The sequence below is a fragment of the Micromonospora sp. WMMD980 genome, from assembly GCF_029626035.1.
Classification (GTDB): domain Bacteria; phylum Actinomycetota; class Actinomycetes; order Mycobacteriales; family Micromonosporaceae; genus Micromonospora.
In genome coordinates this window covers 3,249,062-3,271,004 of record NZ_JARUBE010000003.1, presented here as the reverse complement: position 1 = coordinate 3,271,004, position 21,943 = coordinate 3,249,062, and the positions used below count along the sequence as shown (strand labels likewise).

Here is a 21,943-nt window from a genome sequence, read left to right as displayed (position 1 = left end):
CCGCAAATGCAGATAGAACTTTGCCGATCAGTGCGGGGAGTCAGCAGTGGCGTCGAGCACGAGTTCCCACGCGGCCCGACCCTACCCGACCCGCCGCCGTCGCTGGCGCATCGGCGGGCGGATGCGCCTCATCGTGGCCGCCCCGCTCGTCGCCGTGATGGGCTTCGCCGGGCTGGCGCTGACCGAGAGCGCCCGGCAGACCTCCCGCGCCAGCGACCTCGGCCAGCTCGCTCAGCTCGGTGCCGAGGCAGGCGGACTGGCGCACCGCCTCCAGCAAGAACGGATCGTGGCCGCCGACCTGTTGACCCGGGGTGCCGCCGCCCAGCAGGACGCCTTCGCCGACGCCACCACCGCCACCGACGCCGCGGTGACCGGGTTCCGCCGGCAGCGCGCCCGGGTGCCCGCCGGCGCCGCCGCCGAACGGGCCGTCCTGCCCCGGATCGACGCCGCGCTGGCCGGCCTCGCCCCGCTGCGCGCCCAGGTACGCACCGCCGAGCGCGCCTCGGTGTCGGCGATGACGTTCAGCTACCGCATCGTCATCGCCGACCTGCTCGGCCTGCGCGAGAGCGTCACCCTCGGCGTGGTCGAGCCGCGGATCGCCGACGGCATCCGGGCCTCCGCCGCACTGTCCAAGGTGTCCGAGGCGGTCGGCCAGCAACAGGTCGCGGTGCTGCGCGCCGTCACCGCCGGCCAGGTGACGCCCGCGTTGCAGCAGGACATCACCGCCGCCCGCACCGGCTTCACCGAGGCGACGCTCGCCTTTCTGGCGCTCGCCCGGCCGGCCTGGCAGGGCTGGTGGGAACAGGCCGGCAGCGGCGAGAACGCGCTGCGGCTGCAACGCCTGCTCGACCAGGTGGCCCGCACGGCGGCGGGGGACCGCCTCCAACTGGACCTGGGCACCTGGCTCGCCGCCACCCAGCAATGGTCGGTACGCCTGGCCGAGCTGCGGCTGCGGGTCGACGGCGCGGTGCTCGACGACATCCGCACCGCGCACGCCGAGCAACGGCGGCGCACCGTCGTCGAGGCGGCGGCCGCCCTGCTGGCGCTGCTGCTGACCGCGCTCGTCACGTGGGCGGTGGCCCGGCAGATCACCAGGCGGCTGCGCCGGCTGCGGGACGCGGCGAACACTGTCGCCTTCGAACGGCTGCCCCAGGTGGTGGCCCGGTTGCAGGAGCCGGACAGCGCCTCGGTCGATCCGGACGAGCTGGCCCGCCGGCAGGCCGTCGACGCCGTGGAGGTCTCCGGCGACGACGAGATCGGCGAGGTCGGGCAGGCGTTCAGCGCGGTGCACCGGACCGCCGTGCGCACCGCCGCGGAGCAGGCGGTGATGCGGGCCAACACCGCGGAGATCTTCATCCACCTCAGTCGGCGCGAGCAGCGCCTGGTCGATGCCGTGCTGGCCCAGGTCGACAAGGTCGAGCGGGACGAGACCGACCCGGACCGGCTGCACCAGCTCTACGCGCTGGACAATCTCGCCACCCGGATGGGCCGGATCAACGCCAGCCTGCTGGTGCTCGGCGGGGTGGGCGTGGGGCGGGTCCGGCACCACGAACCGAGGTGGTCGGCGGCGCCGGGCAGGAGCACCTGGAGCGGGTGACGCTGCGGGACATGCGCACCGGCGAGACGCGCGACGTCGACACCTCGTGGCTGTTCGTGTTCATCGGCGCGGAGCCGCACACCGACTGGCTCGACGGCGCGGTCGTCCGGGACCGTCGGGGTTTCGTGCTGACCGGGCCGGACCTGACCCGCGGCGGGCGCCGGCCGGCCGGTTGGTCCCTGCCCCGCGATCCCTACCACCTGGAGTCCAGCATACCGGGCGTGTTCGCGGCCGGCGACGTGCGGGCCGACTCGGTGAAGCGGGTGGCCTCGGCGGTGGGGGAGGGCGCGATGGCGGTCTCGCTCGTGCACCGATACCTGGAGGCCCAATGACCGGCGACCGGCTCACCCCGGACGAGCTGCGGCAGCTCTTCCTCTTCGAGTCGCTCACCCCGGAGCAGCTCGCCCACCTGGCCGAGCACGGCCGGGTGGAGCGACGTCGCGCCGGCGAGGCGGTCTACGTCGAGGGCGAGCCGGCGAGCTGCTTCTTCGTGCTGCTCGACGGCACGGTGGCGATGCACCAGCGGGTCCAGGGCGACGAGGTGGAGGTGAGCCGGACGGCTCAGCGTGGCGTCTACGGCGGCGCCATGCAGGCGTACCTCGGTGACCCGGCCGAGCAGCGTTACCGCAACAGCCTGCGCGCGGTCACCGACGCCGCGGTGTTCGCCCTGCCCGCGGAGATCATCGCGGCGGCCATGCGCGGCTGGTTCCCGATGGCCACCCACCTGCTGGAGGGCCTGTTCATCGGGATGCGCAACACGCAGACCATCGTCGGCGAGCGGGAACGGCTGCTGGCGCTGGGCGCGCTCTCGGCCGGGCTCACCCACGAGCTGAACAACCCGGCGGCGGCCGCCGTCCGGGCCACCTCGGCGTTGCGTGGGCGGGTCGCGAAGATGCGGCACAAGCTCGCCATGATCGCCGACGGCCGGCTCGACGGGCGGCGGCTGCACGACCTCGTCGCGTTGCAGGAGGAAGCGGTGAAGCGGGCCGCCGCGGCCACCGCGCTCTCGCCGCTGGCGGCCAGCGACGCCGAGGACGAGCTGGGCGACTGGCTGGAGGAGCACGGGGTACGGGGAGCCTGGGAGCTGGCGCCGACGCTCGTGGCCGGCGGCCTCGACAGCGGCTGGCTCGCCCAGGTCGACGCGGCGGTCGGCGGCGACGACCTGGAGTCGGCGGTGCACTGGATCACCTACACCATCGACACCGAGCTGCTGATGGGTGAGATCGACGACGCGGTCACCCGGGTCTCCGGGCTGGTCGGCGCCGCGAAGCAGTACTCCCAACTGGACCGGGCGCCCTACCAGACGGTGGACGTGCACGACCTGCTCGACGCCACGCTGGTCATGCTCCAGGCGAAGATCCCGGCCGGCGTCCGGGTGGTGAAGGAGTACGACCGGAGCCTGCCCGCCGTCCCGGCGTACGCGGCCGAACTCAACCAGGTCTGGACCAACCTGATCGACAACGCGCTCGCCGCGATGGCCGGCGACGGCACGCTGACGGTCCGCACCGGGCGCACCGACGACCGCCTGACCGTCGAGATCCGCGACACCGGTCCGGGCATCCCGCCCGAGGTGCGGCCGCGCATCTTCGAGCCGTTCTTCACCACCAAGGCGGTGGGCGAGGGCACCGGCCTCGGGCTGGACATCTCGTACCGGATCGTGGTCAACAAGCACCACGGCGACATCCGGGTGCGGTCCGAGCCCGGCGACACCCGGTTCGTGGTGCTGCTGCCGCTCACCCCGGCCTGACCCGGCCGGGCTTTGGGTGCGGTTGTGGTCGCTGGGGCGACGACAACCGCACCCAAAGGTCGGCGGACGCGGCGTGGCCGGTTCAGAAGAGCGTGGCCGGGCCGACCGGCGTCGGCTCGGGCAGCGGCGCCAACTCGGGCAGGCGGGCACGGACCTGGTCGTGGAAGCGTCGGGCCAGGTCGGGGGCGTCCGCGTTGTCCGGGGTGTGCACGAACACGGTCGGTGAGCGGCCCTCGCGCAGCCAGCCGGTGACCACGTCCAGCCACGGTTGCCAGCCCTCGACCGTGGCGGCCGGGTCGTCACGGCCGAGGTAGCGCACCACCGGCCGGTCGGTCAGCGCCTCGGTACGCGACGGCAGGCGCGGCTTGCGCGTCCACGCCTCTCGTTCCGCGTCGCTGGTCGGCGGCGTGCGGAAGAACACGGTGGTGTCGAACGGCACCCACTCCGCGCCGGCCCGGTCGAGGGTCCGCGCCAACGTGCGGGCCGCGCCGGCGTCGGTGAGGAACGCCGGGTGGCGGACCTCGACGGCGTACCTGTGGTCGGTGGGCAGGGCGCGGAGGAACCGGTCGAGGTCGGGCACGTCACCCGGGCCGAACGAGCCGGGCAACTGCACCCAGAGGGTGTCCGCCCGGGGCCCGAGCGGTTCCATCGCGTGCAGGAACGCCCGCAGCTCCGCCTCGCCGCCGGTGAGCCGGCGCTCGTGCGTGATTACCTTCGGCAGCTTCGCCAGGAAGCGGAAGTCGGGGTCGGTCTGCTCCGCCCAGGACGCCACGGTCTCCCGGGCCGGCGTCGCGTAGAACGTGGTGTTGCCCTCCACCGCGTCGCACCAGCCGGCGTACGCGCGCAACCGTTCGTGGGCCGGCAACGGGTGCGGCAGGAAACGCCCCGGCCAGGACCGGTGGGTCCACATCGCGCACCCCACGTGCAGGCGCATCCGGCTCCCTCCCTCGTCGCGTCGGGACCGGACCGCCCGCGCCGCGCCCACCGTATCCGCCTTCCGTCGACGAGCCGGATCGGGCCGGGCCGGGAGGAGGCTCGGCGCGCCCTCCGTCCGCGGTCAGCCGCGTCCGCCGCCGTCGGCGAGCAACCGGTCAGCGTCGGCACGGCGCGCCACGTCGACATTCGATGACCGGGCCGCCCGGCCGTCAATTGGCGAACCGTTCATCGGGCGTTCATTGTTGCGAAATGAGACGGCACCGTGACATCCAAGTCGCCGGGCGTGAGCGTCGGAGCGACTCAGAGCACGGCGAGCGCCTCGGCGATGTTCCGCTCGGCCAGGTCGAGCATCCACCGCCGGTCCGGGAAGTCGGTCCCGGCGATCCGCAGTGGACCCTCGATCAACGACAGCACCTGGGCGTACCGGTAGAACTCCAGCCGGTCGGCGTCGAGCGGGACCGGACGCAGCGCCGGGTAGTCGTCGCCGAAGCGCAGCCGGAGCCAGACGTGCTCCCACTCGACGTCGAACCAGGTCAGGCCCTCGAAGTCGATCATCACCGGCTCACCGGCCGGGGTGACGAGGACGTGGTCCGGGCCCAGTTCGCCGTGCACCAGCGCGTACGCCCGGCGCGGCGACACCCGATCGCGCAGCCCGCGCAGGTGGACGGCGATCCGGTCCCGCGCGGCGGCCGGTCGGGGGTCCCGGGCCGCCGCGGCGGCGAGGTGCCCGAGCGCGCGGTCCAGGACCACGTCCTCGGCGGGCCGGGCCGGTGTGGTGCCCCGGGCGACGTCGGCGAGCCGGCCGTAACGCCCGCCGACCGTGGTGTGCATCCGCCGTAGCGCGTCCCCGAGCCGGGCCAGCGGCTCGGCCGCCCGCTCGGGGTCGCGGGTCAGCAACGCCTCCAGCGTCACCCCGCCGGCGTCCTCCACCAGCGCGACGTCGGCGTCCAGGTGGCGGCCGGCGGGCTCGCGGGCGATCAGGTGCGGCACGCGTACCCCGGCGGCGGTGAGCGCGGCGTGGTTGGTGGCGAACACATCCGCGCCCGACGCCTCGGTGAACGGATCGTCCGGGACCGTCGCCGACGCCGGCCAGTAGTTCTCCTCCGCCGACCAGACGTAGAGGATCACCGTCGTGCCGTCGTCGAGCGTGATCCGGTAGACGCCCTTGCTGGTGCCGCCGGTCAGTCGGTCCAGCGTGGTGACCCGCCGGTCCGTGCCGAGCCGGTCGCGCACCAGGTCGCGGACGTCGTCCGGCCGCAGGAACGTACGCGTCACGGCCGTTCCACCCGGACCGGGTCGCCGCGGACCAGCTCGTCGTGAATCCGCCAGCGCGCCGTCGTGCCGGCGCGTCGGGCCGCCTCGTCGCCCTCGGCGACCCGCCGGCGCAGCAGGTCGACGGCGATCCGGCGGTTGAGGTGCAGGTGCCGTTCGGTGTCCACCACCACGGTCAGGCCGGGCGGACGGTGGGTGGCTCGGACGGCGGTGCTGGCCTTGTTCCGGTGCTGACCGCCCGGCCCGCCGGTGCGGCACGGCACCATCTCGACGTCGGCCTCGTGGAACGGGGTGTCCACCACGTCGGTCCGGTGCGGCCGGGCGGTGACGTACCAGTTCTTCCGCCCGTGGCCCGGCCGGTAGGGGCTGGCCGCCTGCCAGCAGAGCGTGCCGGTCCAGCCGCCGGCGAACTCCTCCGCGCCCGTACCGGTGATCCGGACGAGCGCCGACCGGTAGGTGCCCGGACGTTCGCCGGGCACCGTCTCGACCCGAACGGCGCGCAGGCCGCGACGGGCGGCGTCGGCCTCCAGGCGCGGCAGCAGCCGGCCCAGCGCCCAGGCGCACTCCTGCGGCCCGCACCCGGCGGTCAGGAACAGGTCCGTCATCGTCGCCCCCGCCGGCGGCCCGCCGCGACGTCCGGCGTCTTGTAGGTGACCAGCGGCACCGTGGTGGTGACCGGGGTGGCCAGGTCGTGCGCGACCAGGTCCCCGACCACCTGCTCGATGCGCTTGTAGGCGGTGGGCGCCTCCTCGAACAGCAGTTGGCGGTCGCCGCACACCACCAGCGACCCGAGCGGGGTGCGGCGCAGCTCCTCGACGGTGTGCTTGGCCTTGCCCCGGCGCAGCGCGTCGGCGCGGGACATCTTCCGGCCGGCGCCGTGCGCGACCGAGTGGTTCGCCGCCGCGCCGGCGTGCGCGGCCACCAGGTGGGACGGTGTGCCCCGGGTGCCGGCGACCAGCACGTCCCGGCCGTCGCCCGGGGCGGTGCCCTTGCGATGCAGGTAGTGCCCGTCGCGGACCTCGACCAGGTTGTGGCACTGGTCGACGACCGGCTCGGTGGGCTCGGCGCCGAGCGCGTGGGCCACCCGGGCGGCCAGCAGCCGCCGGTTGAGCGAGCCCCAGCGCACCGCGTCGTCGTGCCGGGCCAGGTAGGCGGCCGGGTCGGGCGCGGGGCCGGCGCCGTGCGCCTCGGTGTGCTCGCGCAGGATCCGCTCGCCGAGCCCGCGCGACCCGGAGTGCACCACCAGCACCAGGTCGCCGGCGGCCAGCCCGAGCCGGCCGGCGTGTTCCGGTGCCTCGATCGCGCCGACCCGGGCCAGCTCGACGAAGTGGTTGCCGCGCCCGACCGTGCCGAGGCCGTCGAGGTGCCCGGCCGGCACGTCGCCGGTCAGCACCGACCAGGCCGGGTCGTCGGCGTCCCGGTCGGGGTGCAGGGCCCGGTCCAGGTCGGGGAACCGGGCGGCGAGCCGCTCCGGCACGGCCCGGCGCAGCGCGATCGGGAACACCGCGATGCCGCAGCCGATGTCGGAGCCGACCAGGAATGGATAGAGAACTGTCGACGCCATGGCGGCGCCGATCGGCGCGCCCTTGCCGGGGTGCAGGTCCGGCATGGCGGCGACGTGCGTCATGCCGTCGAGGGCGGCGATCTGGTGGCACTGGTCGAGCGCGGCGGACTCGATCCAGCTGCCGGGGGAGGAGAAGACGGAGACGGAGGCGGGCACGGACGCTCGTTTCTTTGCAGGGGTGCGGGAAGCGGCGGGGTGCGGTCCGTCAGAACGTCATGACCGACACCCTCCCGGACCCCGCCACGCCCGGCAACCGACTTTCCGTCGACACCGACTCATCGGCTCCATAGACTCCGGTCGTTCTGGTACCACGAGTCCAGGGAGGACCCACGTGTCGAGCGAAACCCGACCGCACGCCGCCTTGCCGCTGCTGGCCCGTCTCGCCGGGGTGACGGTGGTCGCCGCCGCGCTGGTCGCCGGCTCCGCCGTCGCCGCGACCGCGGCACCGGCCGCCGACCCCGCGCCGACCAAGGGGCCGTGCGCGTACACGCCGACGCCGGACGAGCCGGCGGCCCGGCCGGTGCCGCTGCCGCCGGACCCGCGCCGCACGCCGGACCGGGGGACGGTACGGGTCACGCTGCGCACCAACCAGGGGCCGATCGGGCTGATCCTGGACCGCGAGCAGGCGCCGTGCACGGTGCAGAGCTTCCTGCACCTGACCCGGCACCGGTTCTACGACCGGACGCCCTGTCACCGGCTCACCGCGTATCCGACGCTGACGGTGCTGCAGTGCGGTGACCCGTCGGGCACCGGCGAGGGTGGCCCGGGTTACCGGTACCGCGACGAGCTGCCCACCGACCTGCCGCCCGCGCCGACCGACCCGACCGGTGTCCGCCGCCTCTACGCCCGGGGCACGCTGGCCATGGCGAACGCCGGGCCGGACACCAACGGCAGCCAGTTCTTCCTGGTCCAGCGCGACTCGGCGCTGCGTCCCAACTACACCGTCTTCGGCCGGGTGGACGCGGCCGGGCTGGCCACGCTGGACCGGATCGCGGCCGGCGGGATCGCCGCCACGCCGGAGGATCCGGCGCCGGTCGACGGCGCGCCGGCCCACCCGGTGCAGATCTGCCGGGCCAAGCGGGGCCGCTGACCCGACCGCTCGGCGGGACGACGCACCCGGCCGTCCCGTCGAGCCGGTGTCAGGCCGGCAGTCGCCAGACCTGGTTGGCGCCGCCGAAGCAGTCCCAGATCTGGAGTCGGGTGCCGTCGGCGGAGCTGTTGTCGGTGGCGTCCAGGCACCGGTTCGACACCGGGTTGCGCAGCGTCCCGTTGCCCTGGGCCTGCCAGACCTGGGCGCCGGTGCCGTTGCAGTCCCAGAGCTGGATCTTCGTGCCGTTCGCGGTGCCCGCGCTCGTCACGTCGAGGCACTTGCCCAGCGCCCGCAGCGTGCCGTCGCCGGCCACGGTCCAGCTCTGCGCGGCGGTGCCGTTGCAGCCGTAGAGTTGCACCGCCGTGCCGTTCGCGGTGCCGGCGGCGGCGACGTCGACGCACTTGCCGGCGATGCCGGTGATCGGGCCGGTGCGTCCGGACGGCGGCGGGGTGCTGCCACCGGTGACGGTGTCGTAGATCGCGGTGACCAGCGAGGTCGCGCCGGTGGTGTCCTGGGACAGTTCCCAGTTCATCATCCCGCCCGCGTTGGCCATCGCCCACTGCGTCTTGCGCTTGACCGTCGGGACGCCGTTGTAGCACTGCTGGGCGCCGCCGGCCGTGGTGCAGTCCCGGTTGGCGTTGGCCGGGTCCATGCCGACCAGCGCGGCGTAGGTGTAGTAGCCGGGCCGGCTGTAGAAGGGCACGCCGAGCACCGCCTTGGCGGCGGGCAGGCCGCGCGCCTTCCACCCGTTGACGGCGGCGATCGACCAGTCGTAGTTGGCGTGCGGGCTGCCGCCGTCGTACGCCATGATGTTCAGCCAGTCGACCGCGCCGAAGACGGCCGTGGCACCCCGTTGACGTAGTAGCCCTCGGCGACGACGGCGGCGGTGAGCAGTTTGCCCCGGCTGTGCAGGGCGCTGCCGAGCTGTTGCATCAGCAGCGTGTAGTTGCTGGCCGACGCGCCCGGGTCGGGATACTCCCAGTCGATGTCGACGCCGTCCAGGTTGTACTGGTTGACGAAGGCGACCACGTTGTTGACGAACGCGCCGCGGGCGCCGGAGTTGGCGGCGAGCGCCTCGAACGCCGAGTCGTCGCCGTCGTTCCAGCCGCCGATGGCGATGGAGACCTTGACGTTTGCGGCGTGCCCGAGGGACACCAGCGAGGAGAGCTTGCCGGGGTTCTCCACGGCCCGCAGGCTGCCGTCGCCGTTGGGCAGCACGAAGGCGTAGTTGACGTGGGTGAGCCTGCCGTACTGGATGCTGTTGACGCTGCCGCTCCAGGACGGCAGGTAGCCGACGCTCTTGAAGCCGTTGGGCAGCACCACCGCTTCGGCGGCGGAGGGGGTGAGGGCGAGCGTCGCGACGGCGGTGGACAGCGCGAGCGCACCGGCGGCGAGGCGTCGCCGGAGGTGGGGTCTGTGCATCGAGGGCCTTCCCGGAGGACGGGGGCGGACAGGGGGTCTTCCTCGAGGTGGACCAAATATTAAAGAGTATTAACTAAGTCGTCAACGATGGACTTCGATGAGTCACGAGGCGTACGCGGACAACGTCGCGAGCTGTCCGGCGGGCCAGCCGGTGTTGGCGGTGAACCGCACGCGCAGGTACCGGACTCCGGTGGCCGGGAACGTGAGCGTGGCCTGGTTGCCGGTGGCCGGGTCGAACCGGACGTCGGCCGGGCCGGTGAGCGTGCCGAACGTCGCCCCGTCGGTGCTGCCCTGCGCCGAGAGCGTCTGCGTCCGGGCCGCCCACCCGGCCGGCAGCGCGAGCACCAGGCGCGCCACCGGCCAGGTGGCCCCCAGGTCGGCCTGCCACCACTGCGGGAACGCGCCGTTGGCCGACTCCCAGTAGCTGCCCCGGTCGCCGTCGACCGCGTTGCCGGGACCGTACGGTCCGCCCTGCTGGCTGCTCGCCGACGCCGGCCGCCCGGCCGCCAGGTCGCCGGTCGGCGGCTGGCCGCCCCCGACCACCGGCGGGGTGGGCCGCACCGGTGTCAGCGCCAACTGCCCCTTGAGCATCCGGCCACCGTCGGCGGTGAGCCGCAGGTAGTAGTCCGCCGAGCAGGCCGTGCCGTCCTCGTCGAGCGCCCGGATCCCGGTCCCGGCCGGGGTGGACGCCCCGGTCTCGCTGGTCTTCGCGATCTGGTTGCCCTCGTTGAACTCGTCGAACATCGACACGTAGAGCCCCTGCGCGCCGAGCCGCACCATGTTGTAGAGGTGCCGCCAGTAGAAGTCGCCGTGCCGGCGGTGGCCGGCGGAGAGGTCGCCGGGCATCACGCAGGGCTGGTAGTCGATGCCGTGGGCCGCGCAGTCGGCCAGGTCGGGGACGTTGACGTTGGCGTGGAACCAGTCCAGCCCGTCGAGCGTCCCGGTGCGCCCCACCATCCACGGCGAGAGCATGTCGAACGCCCGGTAGACCTCGCCGAAGCCGGGGCGGGAGTCGTTGATCCCCTGCCGCCAGTAGGTCGGTACCCCGCCGATCACGTAGCAGCCCTGGGCCTTGAGCCAGCGCACCACGTCCAGGCAGGCGTCGGGCGCGAACGGGCGGCCGTCGTCGGCGAAGCCGAAACCCCACACGCAGACCACCGGCCGCCCGTTCTGCCGGGCGTACGCCGGTGAGGCGGTGTGCGCCGACATCCTCGTCGTCCAGTCCTCCTTGAGCTGCGTCCGCATCGCCGTCCAGCCGGTCACGTCGTACATGACGTAGAACTTGCGGTCGAAGCGCTCGGCCGCCGAGCGGACCTTTGCCGCCATGGCGTCGCGGGTCGGTCCCTCGTCGCCGAACGGGTTGAACCGTTGCAACGCCGCGGTGTCGCAGCCGTACTCGCGCATCCAGCGGAAGTGGGTGTCCACGGTCTGCTGGTCGTAGGAGGAGAAGAGCGTCGCCGGCCGGCCGTCGCCGAGGTTCGGGTAGGCGGTGGGGTAGCCGCGGGTGTACTCCCGCATGTCCGGCCAGGACACGATCGTGGTGTTGGCCGGTGCGGGGGACTGGAACCGGTCCCGGCTCCAGTGCCACCAGCCGCCGATCGGGGCGCCGTCACCCGGGCAGCTGAACCAGCCCTGGTAGCCGACGGTGACCTTGCCGACCACGTCGCCGGCAGGGCTGGCGGCGGTCGCGGGGGCGGGGGTGAGCGCGAGGTCGGGCAGCGCGGCGAGCGCGGACCCGGCCACCAGGGACCGGATCAAGGTTCGGCGGGTGGGCGCCATGGGGGACCGCTCCTTCGGGGAGGAGGAAGAAATTGACGGTCATCATGGCAGTCTGCGACGGGACATCGTAATAGTTAGACAGGTCGATGAAAAAAGCAGTGGGGCGGTCCCGGACGGGACCGCCCCACACGGACGAACTCAGGCGACCGAGGCCGGGAACCGCTCCCAGACCCGGTGCGCCGCCATCAGCCGCCGCACCGCGTCGAGCGCCTCGGCGCCGGAGCCGCCGGCGACCACGCCCGGCGAGCCGGTCACCCCGGCCCGCTGGAGCACCTCGGCCCCGCCGCCCCACGCGCCGATCGCCTTGGCGTGCCGCCACGCCTCCTCGACCAGCAGCAGCACCCGCGGGTCGACGGTCGGGGAGCCCGGCGCGCCGGCCTTGGCGTCCCGCGCCGGCAACGCGTCCGGCGCCGGCGCCGGAGCGCCGGCCAGCAGGACCGCGTCGAACTCGACCGAACGGGCGGTGGCGAACGTGCGCTGCACCGGCAGCCCGCCGACCGTGCCGCCGTGCGCGGCGATCAGCAGCGGCACCATGCCGGCGTCGAACACCGCCCGCTGGACCTGCGCCACGTCGTCCAGGTCGCCGTCCGCGTCGACCACGACGCCGACCACCCGGCCGTCGGCCGGCCACTCCCGGCCGACCTGGGACAGCGCCGGGCTGGGCTGCACCTCGGCCGGCGGCACGGTGGGTTGCGGCGCGGGCAGGCCCAGGCCGGTGGCGACCTGCTCGCAGAGCACCGGGTCGATGTTGGCCAGGCACCGGAGCTGCCGCTCCTTGATCTCCTGGTGGTAGCACTTGGCCAGCTCGAACGTGTACGCCCGGACGATGTGCTCCCGCTCCACCGGCGACATGCTCGCCCAGAAGAGCCGGACCTGGCTGTAGTGGTCGTCGAAGCTGGCCGGCGCGGCCCGCACCTTCGGCGCCTCGGCCACCGTCACCGGGACGTCGACGAACGCGTGCTCCCGGTCGCCGGCCGGGAACGGGTTGCCGCCGTCGAGCGAGTTCGGTCGGTACGGCGCCACCCCGGCGTGCACCGCGTGCTGGTGGAAACCGTCGCGCAGCATGTCGTTGACGTCGGCGTGCGGCCGGTTGATCGGGATCTGCGGGAAGTTCGGCCCGCCCAGCCGGGTGAGCTGCGTGTCCAGGTACGAGAAGAGCCGGCCCTGCATCAGCGGGTCGTTGGTGACGTCGATGCCCGGCGGCAGGTGCCCGACGTGGAACGCCACCTGCTCGACCTCGGCGAAGTAGTTGGTCGGCGTCCGGTTGAGCGTCAGCGTGCCGATCGGCTGCACCGGCGCCAGCTCCTCCGGCACGATCTTCGTCGGGTCGAGCAGGTCGATCCCGGCGAACGTCTCCTCCGGCGTGTCCGGGAAGACCTGGATACCCAGCTCCCACTCCGGGTACGCGCCGGCCTCGATGGCGTCGTAGAGGTCGCGGCGGTGGAAGTCCGGGTCCATGCCGTTGATCAGCTGCGCCTCCTCCCACTCCAGCGAGTGCACCCCGAGCTTCGGCTTCCAGTGGAACTTCACCAGCACCGTCGCCCCGGCGTCGTCGACCAGGCGGAAGGTGTGCACGCCGAAGCCCTCCATGGTCCGGTAGGACCGCGGGATGCCCCGGTCGGACATGTTCCAGATGGTGTGGTGCTGCGCCTCGGTGTGCAGGGAGACGAAGTCCCAGAACGTGTCGTGCGCGCTCTGCGCCTGCGGGATCTCCCGGTCCGGGTGTGGCTTGCCGGCGTGGATGATGTCCGGGAACTTGATCGCGTCCTGGATGAAGAAGACCGGCATGTTGTTGCCGACCAGGTCGAACGTGCCCTCGTCGGTGTAGAACTTGGTGGCGAAGCCGCGGGTGTCGCGGACCGTGTCCGCCGAGCCGCGCGAGCCCAGCACCGTGGAGAACCGGACGAAGACCGGCGTCTCGCGGCCCCTCTTCAGGAAGCCGGCGCGGGTGACCTTCTCGGCGGCGCCGTTCGCGACGAAGACGCCGTGCGCCCCGGCGCCCCGGGCGTGCACCACCCGCTCCGGGATGCGCTCGTGGTCGAAGTGCATGATCTTCTCGCGCAGGTGGTGGTCCTGGAGCAGCACCGGGCCGCGGGGGCCGGCCTTCAGCGAGTGGTCGGTGTCGCGCAGCCGCGCACCGTTGGCGGTGGTGAGGTACGCGCCCTGCTGACCCTCGGCGATCTGCGGCACGCCGGTCTCGGCGCCGGTCGGGGTACGGGTGTCCGGCGCGCCCTGCTCGTCCTTGGGCGGCAGCGGGCCGTGTGGCGCGGTGGGCTCCTCGAGCGATGGTGGCGCGCTGCCCGGCGCGCCCGGCACGTCCGGGGTCAGTGCCTCGCCGACCTTCTCGACGGCGGCCTCGACGGCGCCCTTGACGACCTGGGCGGACTTGCTGGAATCCATCAGGACCTGTCCTCCGTTGCGGTGAAATGACCAGGCCCTCAGCCCCCTACCCTGGGTCGGGCCGGGCAAACAAGGACGAATCGCTGGGCACCGCGACGGCGGTCACCACCAGCCCACCGGCCACCCGCCAGCGACCGTCGAGCGCGCGCAACGGCGGCCCGCCGTCGCTGCGTGCCCCGTCGACGAGCAGCCGGGCGGTGAACCGGCCCGCTGGATCGAACGTCACCTCCGCCTCCTCGAACCCGAGCCACCGACCGGTCAACGGGTACCACGCCTTGTAGACGGACTCCTTCGCGCTGAACAGCAACCGCTCCCAGTGCACCCCCGCGTCGACGGCACGCAGCCCGGCCAGCCGTGCCGGCTCGCCGGCCGTGGTGACGACGCCGAGCACCTCGTCGGGCAGTGGCTCGTGCGGCTCGGCGTCGACGCCCAGCGACGCCAGCGCGGTGGCCGGGGCCACCGCCGCCGCCCGGTAACCGTCGCAGTGGGTGATGCTGCCCACCACCCCGGCCGGCCAGAGCGGCTCCCGCCGGGGGCCGGGGCGGATCGGCGCCGGCGCGTACCCGAGCCGGGCCAGCGCCTCGCGCGCGCAGCGCCGGGCGGTGACGAACTCGCGGCGGCGGCTCGGGGCCGCGCGCGTGAGCAGGTCCTCCTCACCGGGGTACGGCGGCTCGTCCGGCTCGTCGGCGAACGCCTCGACGGCCACCGCCGCCGTCGGCAACAGGGTCTCGATCACGCGGCGCCGCCGAGGACCCGGCGCATCGGCCGGGGGGCGCCGCCCCGGCGGCCCCATTCGCGCGGGTAGCCCAGCGAGACCTCCTCGAATCGCACCCCGTCGTAGTGGGTGGTGCGGGGGATGTGCAGGTGGCCGTAGACCGCGACGGCCGCCCGGTGCCGGACGTGCCAGTCGGCGGTGTGCTCGGTGCCGCACCACTGGGCGAACTCCGGATACCAGAGCACCTCGGTGGGCTGACGGACCAGCGGCCAGTGGTTGACCAGCACCGTCGGCAACGCCGGGTCGGTCGCGTCCAGGCGCCTCGCGGTCGCGGCCAGCCGCGCCCGGCACCACGACTCCCGATCCGGGTACGGGTCGGGGTGCAGCAGCATCTCGTCGGTGCACACCACGCCGGACGCGTAGGCGGCGCGCAACGACTCCTCCTTCGTCGTCGTGCCCGGGGCACGGAAGGTGTAGTCGTAGAGCAGGAACAGCGGTGCCACGGTGACCGGGCCGCCGTCGCCGTGCCACACCGGGTAGTCGTCCTCCGGGGTGAGCACACCCAGCTCGCGGCACATCGCGACGAGCGCGTCGTAGCGCGCCACCCCACGCAGCGTCACCGGATCGGTGGGGTGGGTCCACAGCTCGTGGTTGCCCGGCGCCCAGACCACCCGGGCGAACCTGTCGCGCAGCAGCCGCAGCGTGCGCTCGATGTCGGCGAACGCCTCGCCGACGTCGCCGGCCACGATCAGCCAGTCGTCCGCACTCTCCGGCCGCAGGCCGTCCACCACCGCACGGTTCTCCGCGTACGACACGTGGAGGTCACTGACCGCGTACAGCGCACCCGTCACCCGGCCGATCTTGCCAGCGGCGCTCCCGGAAGGCCAGGGCACCCGACGGCTCAGCCGATCCGGTCGGCGATCCGGTCGACGGCGCGCAGCAACTCCCGGGTGACGCCCGGCTCGGCCGCCGAGTGTCCGGCCTCCGGCACGATCCGCAGCTCCGCCTCCGGCCACCGGCGGGCCAGGTCGTAGGCGGACGCCGGCGGGCAGCACAGGTCGTAGCGGCCGTTGACGATCACGGCGGGCAGGTGGCGGATCCGGTCCACGCCGTCGAGGAGTTGGCCCTCCGTGAGGAAGCCGCCGTGCACCGCGTAGTGCGACAGGATCCGGGCGATCGGCAGCGCCTGATCGTCGGCGGTGAAGTGGGCGAGCGCCGCCGGGTCGGGTCGCAGCGACGAGTTCACCGCCTCCCAGCGGCCCCAGGCCCGCGCGCAGGCGCGCGCCTCGTCGGCGTCCGGGCCGTGCAGCCGCCGGTGGTAGGCGGCCAGCACGTCGTCACGTCCGGCCGGCGGGATCGGGGCGACGAACCGGTCCCACTCCTCGGGTTGGAGGTGGCGCAGGCCGCCCTGGTAGAACCAGTCCCGCTCACCGCGGCGCAGCAGCAGCACGCCGCGCAGCACCAGGCCGGTGACCCGCTGCGGGTGGGCCTGTGCGTAGGCCAGGCCGAGCGTGACCCCCCACGACCCGCCGAAGACCAGCCACGAGTCGATGCCCAGGCGCCGCCGGATCGTCTCCAGGTCGGTCACCAGGTGCCACGTGGTGTTGGCGCGCACCTCGCCGAACGGCGTGCTGCGCCCGGCGCCGCGCTGGTCGAACAGCACCGCGCGGTAGCGCCGGGGGTCGAAGAACCGCCGCGCCGCCGGCACCAGGCCACCGCCGGGCCCGCCGTGCAGGAAGACCACGGGTACGCCGTCCGGCCGCCCCACCTCCTCCACGTGCAGGACGTGGCCGTCACCGACCGGGACGCGATGGGTGGCGTAGGGCTCGACGGGTGGGTGGAGGTCGGTTCCGGTCATGCCCGCCGATTGTGCCGGCCCGGCGGGCCCGGCGTGGCCCGGTCAGCAGGCGACGTTGCCGCCCAGGTTGTCGAGCAGGGCGTCGGCTACCCAGCCGGAGACGCCCGTGGTGGTGTCCCGGAGGTAGGTCCAGGTGTAGGTGGTGTGCCCGTTCGCGCTGACCCGGTCGCCGCTGGCGAAGCAGTGGAAGTCGACGTTGTGGGACAGTTGGCCGTAGCCCAGCGACCCGCAGGTGGTGTGCGGACCGGTGCGGATGTTGACGTTCGTGGCGTTGAAGAGCTGGCCGAACTTGTTGTCCACGTTGGAGTGCGAGTGGCTGCAGCTCGCGCTGGCCGGCGCGGCCCCGGTCACCACCGCGACACCGGCCGCGGCGACGGTCAGGACGATCGCCGCGCCGATCGAGGAAGCTCTGCGCATGCCCATCAACTCCCGGATCCGTGCGTGCAAATTGATCCACATATTTGCATATGGCAAAGAAGCTTGGCAAGGGCGGTGGGCGGCCGCAGGTGCTCAGGCGGGAGTGCGGACGTCGGAGTCCGGCCCGGTGCTCTCCGCCTCGGGCGCCGGGCGAGGAGCCGGCGTACGCACCGCGAACGCGTCGAAGCTCGGCCCGTCCAGCCGTTCGATGAACGGCTCGGCGCTCGGCCGCTCCGTCTCACCCCGCTCGGCGTCGGACCGCTCCGCCTCGGGCCGTTCGCTGTCGGCCCGCTCGGCCCGGCCGTTCTCGGGCCACCCGTTCTCCGGGCGCTCGACCTCGGCGCGCCCGTTCTCGGGCGGCCCGGCGGGCACCGCCTCGGCGGCCGCCGCCGGCCCGAGCAGGCGCGCCGCCACCTGCGGATACTCGGCGGTCGCGCCGCCACCCGCGGCCGCCGCCATCACCGCCGCCGCGGCGAGATCCGCCACCCGCTTGGCCTCCCGCTGCACCCGGGCCCGGGTCTCCTTGGCGTGCTGCTCGGCCAACTCCGCCGCGCGCCGGGCCTCGTCCAGCCGCTTGGTCTCGGTGGCCAGGTCCCGGCGTACGCCGACCAGCCGTTCCTCCAGTTCGGCGCCCGCCTGCTCGATCGTGGCGATCTCACCGCGGGTCTCCGCCAGCTCCCGCCCGACGGTCTCCAGCTCGGTCTTGAGCTGGGCCAGCGCCTCCTGCCGCTGCTGGACGTCGCGCTGCACGCCGGCGAGCTGCTCCTGGTGCGCGGCGTTCTCCTCGTCGGCCCGCTCGCGTACCTCGGTGGCGTACTGCTGGGCCTCGGCGACCAGCGCGGCGATGTCCCGCTCGGCGGCCACCGCCCGGTCGGCCAGCTCCTGCTCGGCCGCGGCCCGCCGCTCGTCCAGCTCCCGGGCCATGGTGGCCTGCCACTGGGCCAGCTCCTGCTGGGCCTTGCTGCGGTTGGCCTGCACCTCCTGCTGGATCTGGGTGCGCGCGGCCTTCACCAGCGCCTCGGACGCGGACCGGGCCTGCTCGACCTGCTGGGTGCTCTGCTCGGTGATCCGCTTCGCCTCCTGCTGGGCGCGGTCGTGCACCGCCTGGCCCTCGGCGCGCAGCTTCTCCGCCAGCTCCCGCGCGGCGGTCAGCTCCGCCTGTGCGACGGCCCGCCGCTCCTCGTCCGCCCGCTCCTGCTCAGCCCGGCGGGTGGACAGCTCCTCCTCCAGCTCGCGCCGTTCCCGGGCGGCCTGCTCCTGCGCCGCGACCAGCACCTTCTCCGCCTGCGCCTGGAAGTCGTCGGCGCGCTTGGTGGCCATCTCGGTGATCTGGCCGGCCTGCTTCTCGGCCAGGTCGAGGATCTGGTCGACCATCGGCCCGAGGTCCCGGAAGGACGCCCGGTCCACCGCCGTCGGGCGGTCGCGCAGCTCGCCCGCCTCCGCCTGCGCCCGCTGCACCTGCGCGGTCAGCTCACGGACCTGGGCGTACGCCCGGTCGCGCGCGACGGTCAGCGCGCCGACCTCGCCGTCCATCTGCTCGACGTAGCGGTCCACCTGGCGTTTGTCGTAGCCGCGCAACGCCGGGTCGAACCGCGGTCGCGCGGACACGTCGTCGTGGGGTGCGAACGGTTCCTCACCGTTGGACATTGCGCCATCCTCCGTGGGTTCGCCAGCGCCGGGCCGCGGGGCACGATGAGGCGCAACGGTACCGTGTCCGCGCGCGCCGTCGAGCCCGCCCCGCCCCCGGCCCGCCGGTCGGACGGCCGGTCAGACCGGGAAGTGCGCATCACCCGCCGTCAGTCGGATGGTGAAACCGTCGGCGTCCCGGTGGTGGGTCACGTGGTCGCAGCTCTGGTGGGTGATCCACAACCCCAGGCCGCCCTCGGTCCCGTCGCCCGCCGGCAGCAAGCCGGCGTACGGGTCCTTGGGGCCGGGGCCCCGGTCGTGCACGGCCACCACGATCCGGTCCGGCGCGGACCACAGGCGCAGGCGCACCGGTGGCGTCCCGTGCCGCAGCGCGTTGCCCACCACCTCACTGACGGCCATCACCAGGTCGTCGACGCCGTCGGCCGGCACTCGGCCAGATAGCTCGCCGGGTCGGTGTAGACGCCCGTCGACTCGCGCACGCCGTCCGGCCGGATCAGCCGGGGATGGGTGCGCGCCACGTCGGCCAGCACGTGCGGCGACGCCACCCGCCTGTCGTAGGCGCAGATGCCCCAGAGCGGGAAGTCGTCGTAGACGTGGTTGATCGCCGACTCGTAGCGGGCCCAGGCGTCCCAGGTCGCGCCGAGCAGGAGCGGCGGCAGCTCACCGGCCATCCGGATCTGCGACGGACCGTCGGCCAGGAACGACCCGAGGCACTCGCGGTAGGAGCGGATCGCGGCGGCGGGCCGGCGTAGACGTCGCCGCCGGGCAGGAAGGTGACGTCGGCGCCGGCGGGCAGCGCCCGGCGGAGGAGCGCGCCGTTGTGCTCGCCGAAACTCACCGCGACGCGCTCGCCGGCCTCGATTGCGCCGAGGAGGAACGGCAGCACCACGGCCAGCAACTCGTCGTCGGAGTCGTAGAGCAACGCCTCGTGGTGGTAGCCGCGGTGACCGGCCGCCGGGCCCGTCCTCACCGGACCACCTCCACCCGGACGTCGGTCAGCCCCAGCAGCTCGATCAGCCGGGCCGGCGCCGGACGGCGGGTGCGCAACACCGCGACCGCGCCCCGGCGGCGGGCGTGGTCGCGCAGGAGCAGCAACGCGCGGTGGTCAACGAACCGCAGGTTCGTCGCGTCGAGGACGAGCCGCCCCGCCACCGGCTGCGGGTCGGCCCGCTCCAGCGCGACGGCGAAGAGGTGCTCGCCGGCGGCGTCCAGCTCGCCGGCGAGCGCGGCCGCCGCGCCGTCGCCGCCGGAGTGCAACCGGAACGGCACCTCGGCGTTGGTCTCCGGGTGCAGGCAGGCCAGCTCGGCGATCGCCGCGTCACCGAGCACCCGGCGGTCGTAGGCGCAGACCGCTGACATCGGCCGGTGCCGGATCCAGTGGTCGACGCGGTGCTCGTAGCGGGCGAACGCCTCGCGCTGCGCGGCGGTGCGGACCAGGTCGGTCGCCTCGGCCAGCACCCGCAGGCCGGTGTGCCCGGCGGCCAGCGCCTCGGTGGTGGCCCGCGCGTAGGCCCGGACCTGCGACCGAGGGTCGACGGCCTCGTCGTGCCGGTAGGCCTCGCCGACGCGGAACAGCCGCACCGTGCCCCGCCGCCACGCGTCGGCGAACCCGGGCACCGACGCCAGCCGGCGGGCCACCGCGTCCGGCTGCTCCGGGCCGAACAGCCAGACCTGCTCACCCGCCGCGAGCCCGAGGCCGACCTGCTCGACCGTCCGGGCGTGCAGCGCCGCCGGGTCGTCGTAGACGAGACAGGCGTGGCCGTAGCCCCGGTCCGCCGCGTTCCCGCCGGTCACCGGCTCCGCCTCATCAGGCCAATCTACGCTCGGCCGGGTGGCCGACCACGGCCGGCGGCGGCCGGTGGTCAGCGGAGGGGTGCAGGTTTGCCGGGCACGATGGGCGGTACTGCCCGTCCGACGGCACGACACGGTGGGAAGCGAGGCGCACATGGACGTGCACGACCTGTTGACCGAGGCGTACGGACGGTTGCCGGACCTCGTCGCCGGGGCGCTCGACGGGCTCGACCCGGAGCGGTTGCGGCAGGCCCCGGCCGAGGGAGCCAACCCGGTGGGCTGGCTGATCTGGCATCTGACCCGGATCCAGGACCACCACGTCGCCGACCTGCTCGGCGTCGAACAGCTCTGGGTGACCGGCGACTGGGCGGGGCGGTGCGGCCTGCGCCCCGACCCCGACGACACCGGCTACGGGCACGGGCCGGAGCAGATCGCCGCCGTGCGACCGGAGGACGGCGGCGTGCTGCTCGGCTACCACCGGGCGGTCGTCGAGCGCAGCCTGGCGTACCTGCGCGGGCTGGGCCCGGCCGACCTGGACCGGGTGGTGGACGACAGCTGGGACCCGCCGGTCACGCTCGGCGTGCGACTGGTCAGCGTGCTCGACGACGACCTCCAGCACGTCGGGCAGGCCGCCTACGTGCGCGGGCTGGTCACCCGGGACTGACCGTCGTCCGGGCGCGACGCAGCGCGGCCCGCCCCAGCAGGTGGCCGGCCTGCGCCTCGGGGGAGGTGCCCGGGCCGGCGAAGTCCGGCGCGCCGCTGACGCCGGTGACCCGCCCGTACCCGTCGATCCGCCGGCCGGCGGCGGCCAGCAGCTCCGCCGCGGTGTCGAGCCACGACGGTGGCAGCCAGCCGTCCGCCACCCCGGTCGACGCCGCGTAGCCGAGCAGTTGGGCGGTGTTGGCCTCGCGGAACGATCCGGGGTCGTCGAGCACGTCGGGGAAGAGCCCGTCCTCGGTGCGGTGCCGCAGGCAGGCGGTCAGCACTTCCTCGGCGTGCCCGGCCAGCTCGGCGCGCCACCCCGCCGGCCACTCGGGCGCCAGGCGCAGCGCCCGGGCGATCCCGGCGACCACCCAGCCGTTGCCGGTGCCCCAGGGCTCCGGCCGGTCCAGCTCGCCCCGGTCCTCGTCCCAACGCGCCGCGTACAGGCCGGTGGCCCGGTCGTGCAGCCGGCGGCGGTGCCCGGCCACCTGGGCGGCGGCCAGCTCCGTCCGGCCGGTCAACGCGAGCAGCGGCACCACCATGTAGACCGTGTCGGCCCACACCTGACGGCTGTCGAGCAGGTGGAACAGGGTGCCGTCGGTGGCCCGGGGCGCCCGGCGGGTCAGCCAGTCGAGCTGCGCGGCGAGCGCGGCGGCGTACCTCGGCTCGCCGGTGGTGGTCGCCGCGTGCCGGACCACCTCGCCGCAGGCGGCGCCGTTGACCGCGCCGATCGAGCCGGCCAGCTCGCCGAGGCGGCCGTCGGGCCGTTGCCGGGTCACCGCGGCGTCGGCGACCAGCAGCGCCGCGTCCGGCCGGCCGAGATCCAGCAACGCCTGCCCGGTGAGGCCCTGCTCCCAGGACTCCCGCTGCATGGTCAGCAGCGCCAGCAGCACCCGTTCCGCGGTGGCGTCCCCGTCCGTCGACATGCCCGTCGCAGTACCCGGCGCCCCGGCCCGTCTCACCCGGAGCGGGTGAGTTGGTCTCACCCGGGCGGCGGGAACGCTGC

At 74.3% G+C, this 21,943-nt stretch carries 22 protein-coding genes and 1 pseudogene; 5 read left to right on the top strand and 18 right to left on the bottom strand.

Going from position 1 to position 21,943, the window contains the following annotated elements:
• The first annotated feature begins 46 nt into the window (after positions 1 to 46).
• From O7618_RS15285 to O7618_RS15275, 3 genes are read left to right on the top strand one after another with little or no spacing between them, the layout of a single operon-like run.
• The gene (locus tag O7618_RS15285; protein ID WP_278106771.1) at positions 47 to 1,597 is read left to right on the top strand and encodes a nitrate- and nitrite sensing domain-containing protein; all 1,551 of its coding nucleotides are present in this window, start codon (positions 47 to 49) and stop codon (positions 1,595 to 1,597) included.
• A complete protein-coding gene (locus O7618_RS15280; RefSeq protein WP_278106770.1) occupies positions 1,558 to 1,929 on the top strand; it encodes an NAD(P)/FAD-dependent oxidoreductase in 372 nt (123 codons plus the stop codon). Before O7618_RS15285 ends, O7618_RS15280 begins: the two co-directional genes overlap by 40 nt.
• A complete protein-coding gene (locus tag O7618_RS15275; RefSeq protein WP_278106769.1) occupies positions 1,926 to 3,344 on the top strand; it encodes an ATP-binding protein in 1,419 nt (472 codons plus the stop codon). The genes O7618_RS15280 and O7618_RS15275 overlap by 4 nt, the downstream gene beginning before the upstream one ends.
• Positions 3,345 to 3,426: 82 nt before the next feature.
• Here the strand turns inward: O7618_RS15275 and O7618_RS15270 are convergent, their stop codons facing one another.
• From O7618_RS15270 to O7618_RS15255, 4 genes are all read right to left on the bottom strand, one after another.
• Positions 3,427 to 4,254, bottom strand: coding sequence for a DUF72 domain-containing protein (locus tag O7618_RS15270; RefSeq protein ID WP_278110022.1), 828 nt, complete (start codon positions 4,252 to 4,254; stop codon positions 3,427 to 3,429).
• 326 nt (positions 4,255 to 4,580) lie between these two features.
• Complete coding sequence (locus tag O7618_RS15265; protein ID WP_278106768.1) at positions 4,581 to 5,555, bottom strand: aminoglycoside phosphotransferase; 975 nt, start codon at positions 5,553 to 5,555, stop codon at positions 4,581 to 4,583.
• A complete protein-coding gene (gene prfH / locus O7618_RS15260) occupies positions 5,552 to 6,157 on the bottom strand; it encodes a peptide chain release factor H (RefSeq protein WP_278106766.1) in 606 nt (201 codons plus the stop codon). The genes O7618_RS15265 and prfH overlap by 4 nt, the downstream gene beginning before the upstream one ends.
• The gene (locus O7618_RS15255; RefSeq protein WP_278106765.1) at positions 6,154 to 7,272 is read right to left on the bottom strand and encodes an RNA ligase RtcB family protein; all 1,119 of its coding nucleotides are present in this window, start codon (positions 7,270 to 7,272) and stop codon (positions 6,154 to 6,156) included. The genes prfH and O7618_RS15255 overlap by 4 nt, the downstream gene beginning before the upstream one ends.
• 175 nt (positions 7,273 to 7,447) lie before the next feature.
• Here O7618_RS15255 and O7618_RS15250 point away from each other — a divergent pair, with 175 nt between their 5' ends.
• Positions 7,448 to 8,206 carry a peptidylprolyl isomerase gene (locus O7618_RS15250; RefSeq protein WP_278106763.1) on the top strand — a complete coding sequence of 253 codons (759 nt, stop codon included), beginning with the start codon at positions 7,448 to 7,450 and terminating at the stop codon, positions 8,204 to 8,206.
• Between the two features lie 49 nt (positions 8,207 to 8,255).
• On the opposite strand, the gene O7618_RS15245 is transcribed toward O7618_RS15250, so the two are convergent.
• The 13 genes and pseudogenes from O7618_RS15245 to O7618_RS15185 all read right to left on the bottom strand — a co-directional run bounded on the left by O7618_RS15245 (position 8,256) and on the right by O7618_RS15185 (position 20,238).
• Positions 8,256 to 9,014 carry an RICIN domain-containing protein gene (locus O7618_RS15245; RefSeq protein ID WP_278106762.1) on the bottom strand — a complete coding sequence of 253 codons (759 nt, stop codon included), beginning with the start codon at positions 9,012 to 9,014 and terminating at the stop codon, positions 8,256 to 8,258.
• A gap of 5 nt (positions 9,015 to 9,019) precedes the next feature.
• Positions 9,020 to 9,628: a glycoside hydrolase family 18 protein gene (locus tag O7618_RS15240; RefSeq protein ID WP_278106761.1), complete on the bottom strand. Its 609-nt coding sequence runs from the start codon at positions 9,626 to 9,628 to the stop codon at positions 9,020 to 9,022.
• Between the two features lie 102 nt (positions 9,629 to 9,730).
• The gene (locus O7618_RS15235) at positions 9,731 to 11,407 is read right to left on the bottom strand and encodes a discoidin domain-containing protein (RefSeq protein WP_278106760.1); all 1,677 of its coding nucleotides are present in this window, start codon (positions 11,405 to 11,407) and stop codon (positions 9,731 to 9,733) included.
• Positions 11,408 to 11,545: 138 nt separating this feature from the next.
• Positions 11,546 to 13,807, bottom strand: a complete 2,262-nt coding sequence (locus O7618_RS15230; RefSeq protein WP_278106759.1) for a catalase — start codon at positions 13,805 to 13,807, stop codon at positions 11,546 to 11,548.
• A 46-nt stretch (positions 13,808 to 13,853) separates the two neighbouring features.
• A complete protein-coding gene (locus tag O7618_RS15225; protein ID WP_278106758.1) occupies positions 13,854 to 14,543 on the bottom strand; it encodes a 4'-phosphopantetheinyl transferase superfamily protein in 690 nt (229 codons plus the stop codon).
• Positions 14,540 to 15,373 (bottom strand): metallophosphoesterase, encoded by an 834-nt coding sequence (locus O7618_RS15220; protein WP_278106757.1) that lies wholly within the window; start codon positions 15,371 to 15,373, stop codon positions 14,540 to 14,542. The genes O7618_RS15225 and O7618_RS15220 overlap by 4 nt, the downstream gene beginning before the upstream one ends.
• Positions 15,374 to 15,423: 50 nt before the next feature.
• Positions 15,424 to 16,380 carry a prolyl aminopeptidase gene (gene pip / locus O7618_RS15215; RefSeq protein ID WP_278106756.1) on the bottom strand — a complete coding sequence of 319 codons (957 nt, stop codon included), beginning with the start codon at positions 16,378 to 16,380 and terminating at the stop codon, positions 15,424 to 15,426.
• 42 nt (positions 16,381 to 16,422) lie between these two features.
• On the bottom strand, positions 16,423 to 16,839 hold the full coding sequence (locus O7618_RS15210; protein ID WP_278106755.1) for a hypothetical protein: 417 nt from the start codon (positions 16,837 to 16,839) through the stop codon (positions 16,423 to 16,425).
• A 51-nt stretch (positions 16,840 to 16,890) separates the two neighbouring features.
• Entirely contained in the window at positions 16,891 to 18,444 is a 1,554-nt protein-coding gene (locus O7618_RS15205; RefSeq protein ID WP_278106754.1) for a hypothetical protein, read from the bottom strand.
• A gap of 120 nt (positions 18,445 to 18,564) precedes the next feature.
• Complete coding sequence (locus O7618_RS15200; RefSeq protein WP_278106753.1) at positions 18,565 to 18,843, bottom strand: ATP-binding protein; 279 nt, start codon at positions 18,841 to 18,843, stop codon at positions 18,565 to 18,567.
• The gene (locus O7618_RS15195) at positions 18,843 to 19,142 is read right to left on the bottom strand and encodes an MEDS domain-containing protein (RefSeq protein WP_278110021.1); all 300 of its coding nucleotides are present in this window, start codon (positions 19,140 to 19,142) and stop codon (positions 18,843 to 18,845) included. The genes O7618_RS15200 and O7618_RS15195 overlap by 1 nt, the downstream gene beginning before the upstream one ends.
• A gap of 137 nt (positions 19,143 to 19,279) precedes the next feature.
• Positions 19,280 to 19,330 (bottom strand): annotated as a pseudogene (locus O7618_RS15190) (hypothetical protein); the annotation flags it as partial.
• 80 nt (positions 19,331 to 19,410) lie between these two features.
• A complete protein-coding gene (locus tag O7618_RS15185) occupies positions 19,411 to 20,238 on the bottom strand; it encodes an MEDS domain-containing protein (protein ID WP_278106752.1) in 828 nt (275 codons plus the stop codon).
• Between the two features lie 151 nt (positions 20,239 to 20,389).
• Here O7618_RS15185 and O7618_RS15180 point away from each other — a divergent pair, with 151 nt between their 5' ends.
• Complete coding sequence (locus O7618_RS15180) at positions 20,390 to 20,899, top strand: DinB family protein (protein WP_278106751.1); 510 nt, start codon at positions 20,390 to 20,392, stop codon at positions 20,897 to 20,899.
• Here the strand turns inward: O7618_RS15180 and O7618_RS15175 are convergent.
• Positions 20,886 to 21,863 (bottom strand): glycoside hydrolase family 88 protein, encoded by a 978-nt coding sequence (locus tag O7618_RS15175; RefSeq protein WP_278106750.1) that lies wholly within the window; start codon positions 21,861 to 21,863, stop codon positions 20,886 to 20,888. The genes O7618_RS15180 and O7618_RS15175 overlap by 14 nt on opposite strands.
• Positions 21,864 to 21,943: the final 80 nt, after the last annotated feature.

Bases quoted from the DNA above. Each gene is read 5' to 3' on its own strand.
- O7618_RS15245 (WP_278106762.1), bottom strand. From the start codon at position 9,014: ATGGCGTACGACGGCGGCAGCCCGCACGCCAACTACGACTGGTCGATC.
- O7618_RS15240 (WP_278106761.1), bottom strand. From the start codon at position 9,628: ATGCACAGACCCCACCTCCGGCGACGCCTCGCCGCCGGTGCGCTCGCG.
- pip (WP_278106756.1), bottom strand. From the start codon at position 16,380: ATGACCGGAACCGACCTCCACCCACCCGTCGAGCCCTACGCCACCCAT.
- O7618_RS15275 (WP_278106769.1), top strand. From the start codon at position 1,926: ATGACCGGCGACCGGCTCACCCCGGACGAGCTGCGGCAGCTCTTCCTC.
- O7618_RS15230 (WP_278106759.1), bottom strand. From the start codon at position 13,807: ATGGATTCCAGCAAGTCCGCCCAGGTCGTCAAGGGCGCCGTCGAGGCC.
- prfH (WP_278106766.1), bottom strand. From the start codon at position 6,157: ATGACGGACCTGTTCCTGACCGCCGGGTGCGGGCCGCAGGAGTGCGCC.
- O7618_RS15205 (WP_278106754.1), bottom strand. From the start codon at position 18,444: ATGTCCAACGGTGAGGAACCGTTCGCACCCCACGACGACGTGTCCGCG.
- O7618_RS15210 (WP_278106755.1), bottom strand. From the start codon at position 16,839: ATGTGGATCAATTTGCACGCACGGATCCGGGAGTTGATGGGCATGCGC.
- O7618_RS15200 (WP_278106753.1), bottom strand. From the start codon at position 18,843: ATGGCCGTCAGTGAGGTGGTGGGCAACGCGCTGCGGCACGGGACGCCA.
- O7618_RS15270 (WP_278110022.1), bottom strand. From the start codon at position 4,254: ATGTGGACCCACCGGTCCTGGCCGGGGCGTTTCCTGCCGCACCCGTTG.
- O7618_RS15180 (WP_278106751.1), top strand. From the start codon at position 20,390: ATGGACGTGCACGACCTGTTGACCGAGGCGTACGGACGGTTGCCGGAC.
- O7618_RS15175 (WP_278106750.1), bottom strand. From the start codon at position 21,863: ATGTCGACGGACGGGGACGCCACCGCGGAACGGGTGCTGCTGGCGCTG.
- O7618_RS15235 (WP_278106760.1), bottom strand. From the start codon at position 11,407: ATGGCGCCCACCCGCCGAACCTTGATCCGGTCCCTGGTGGCCGGGTCC.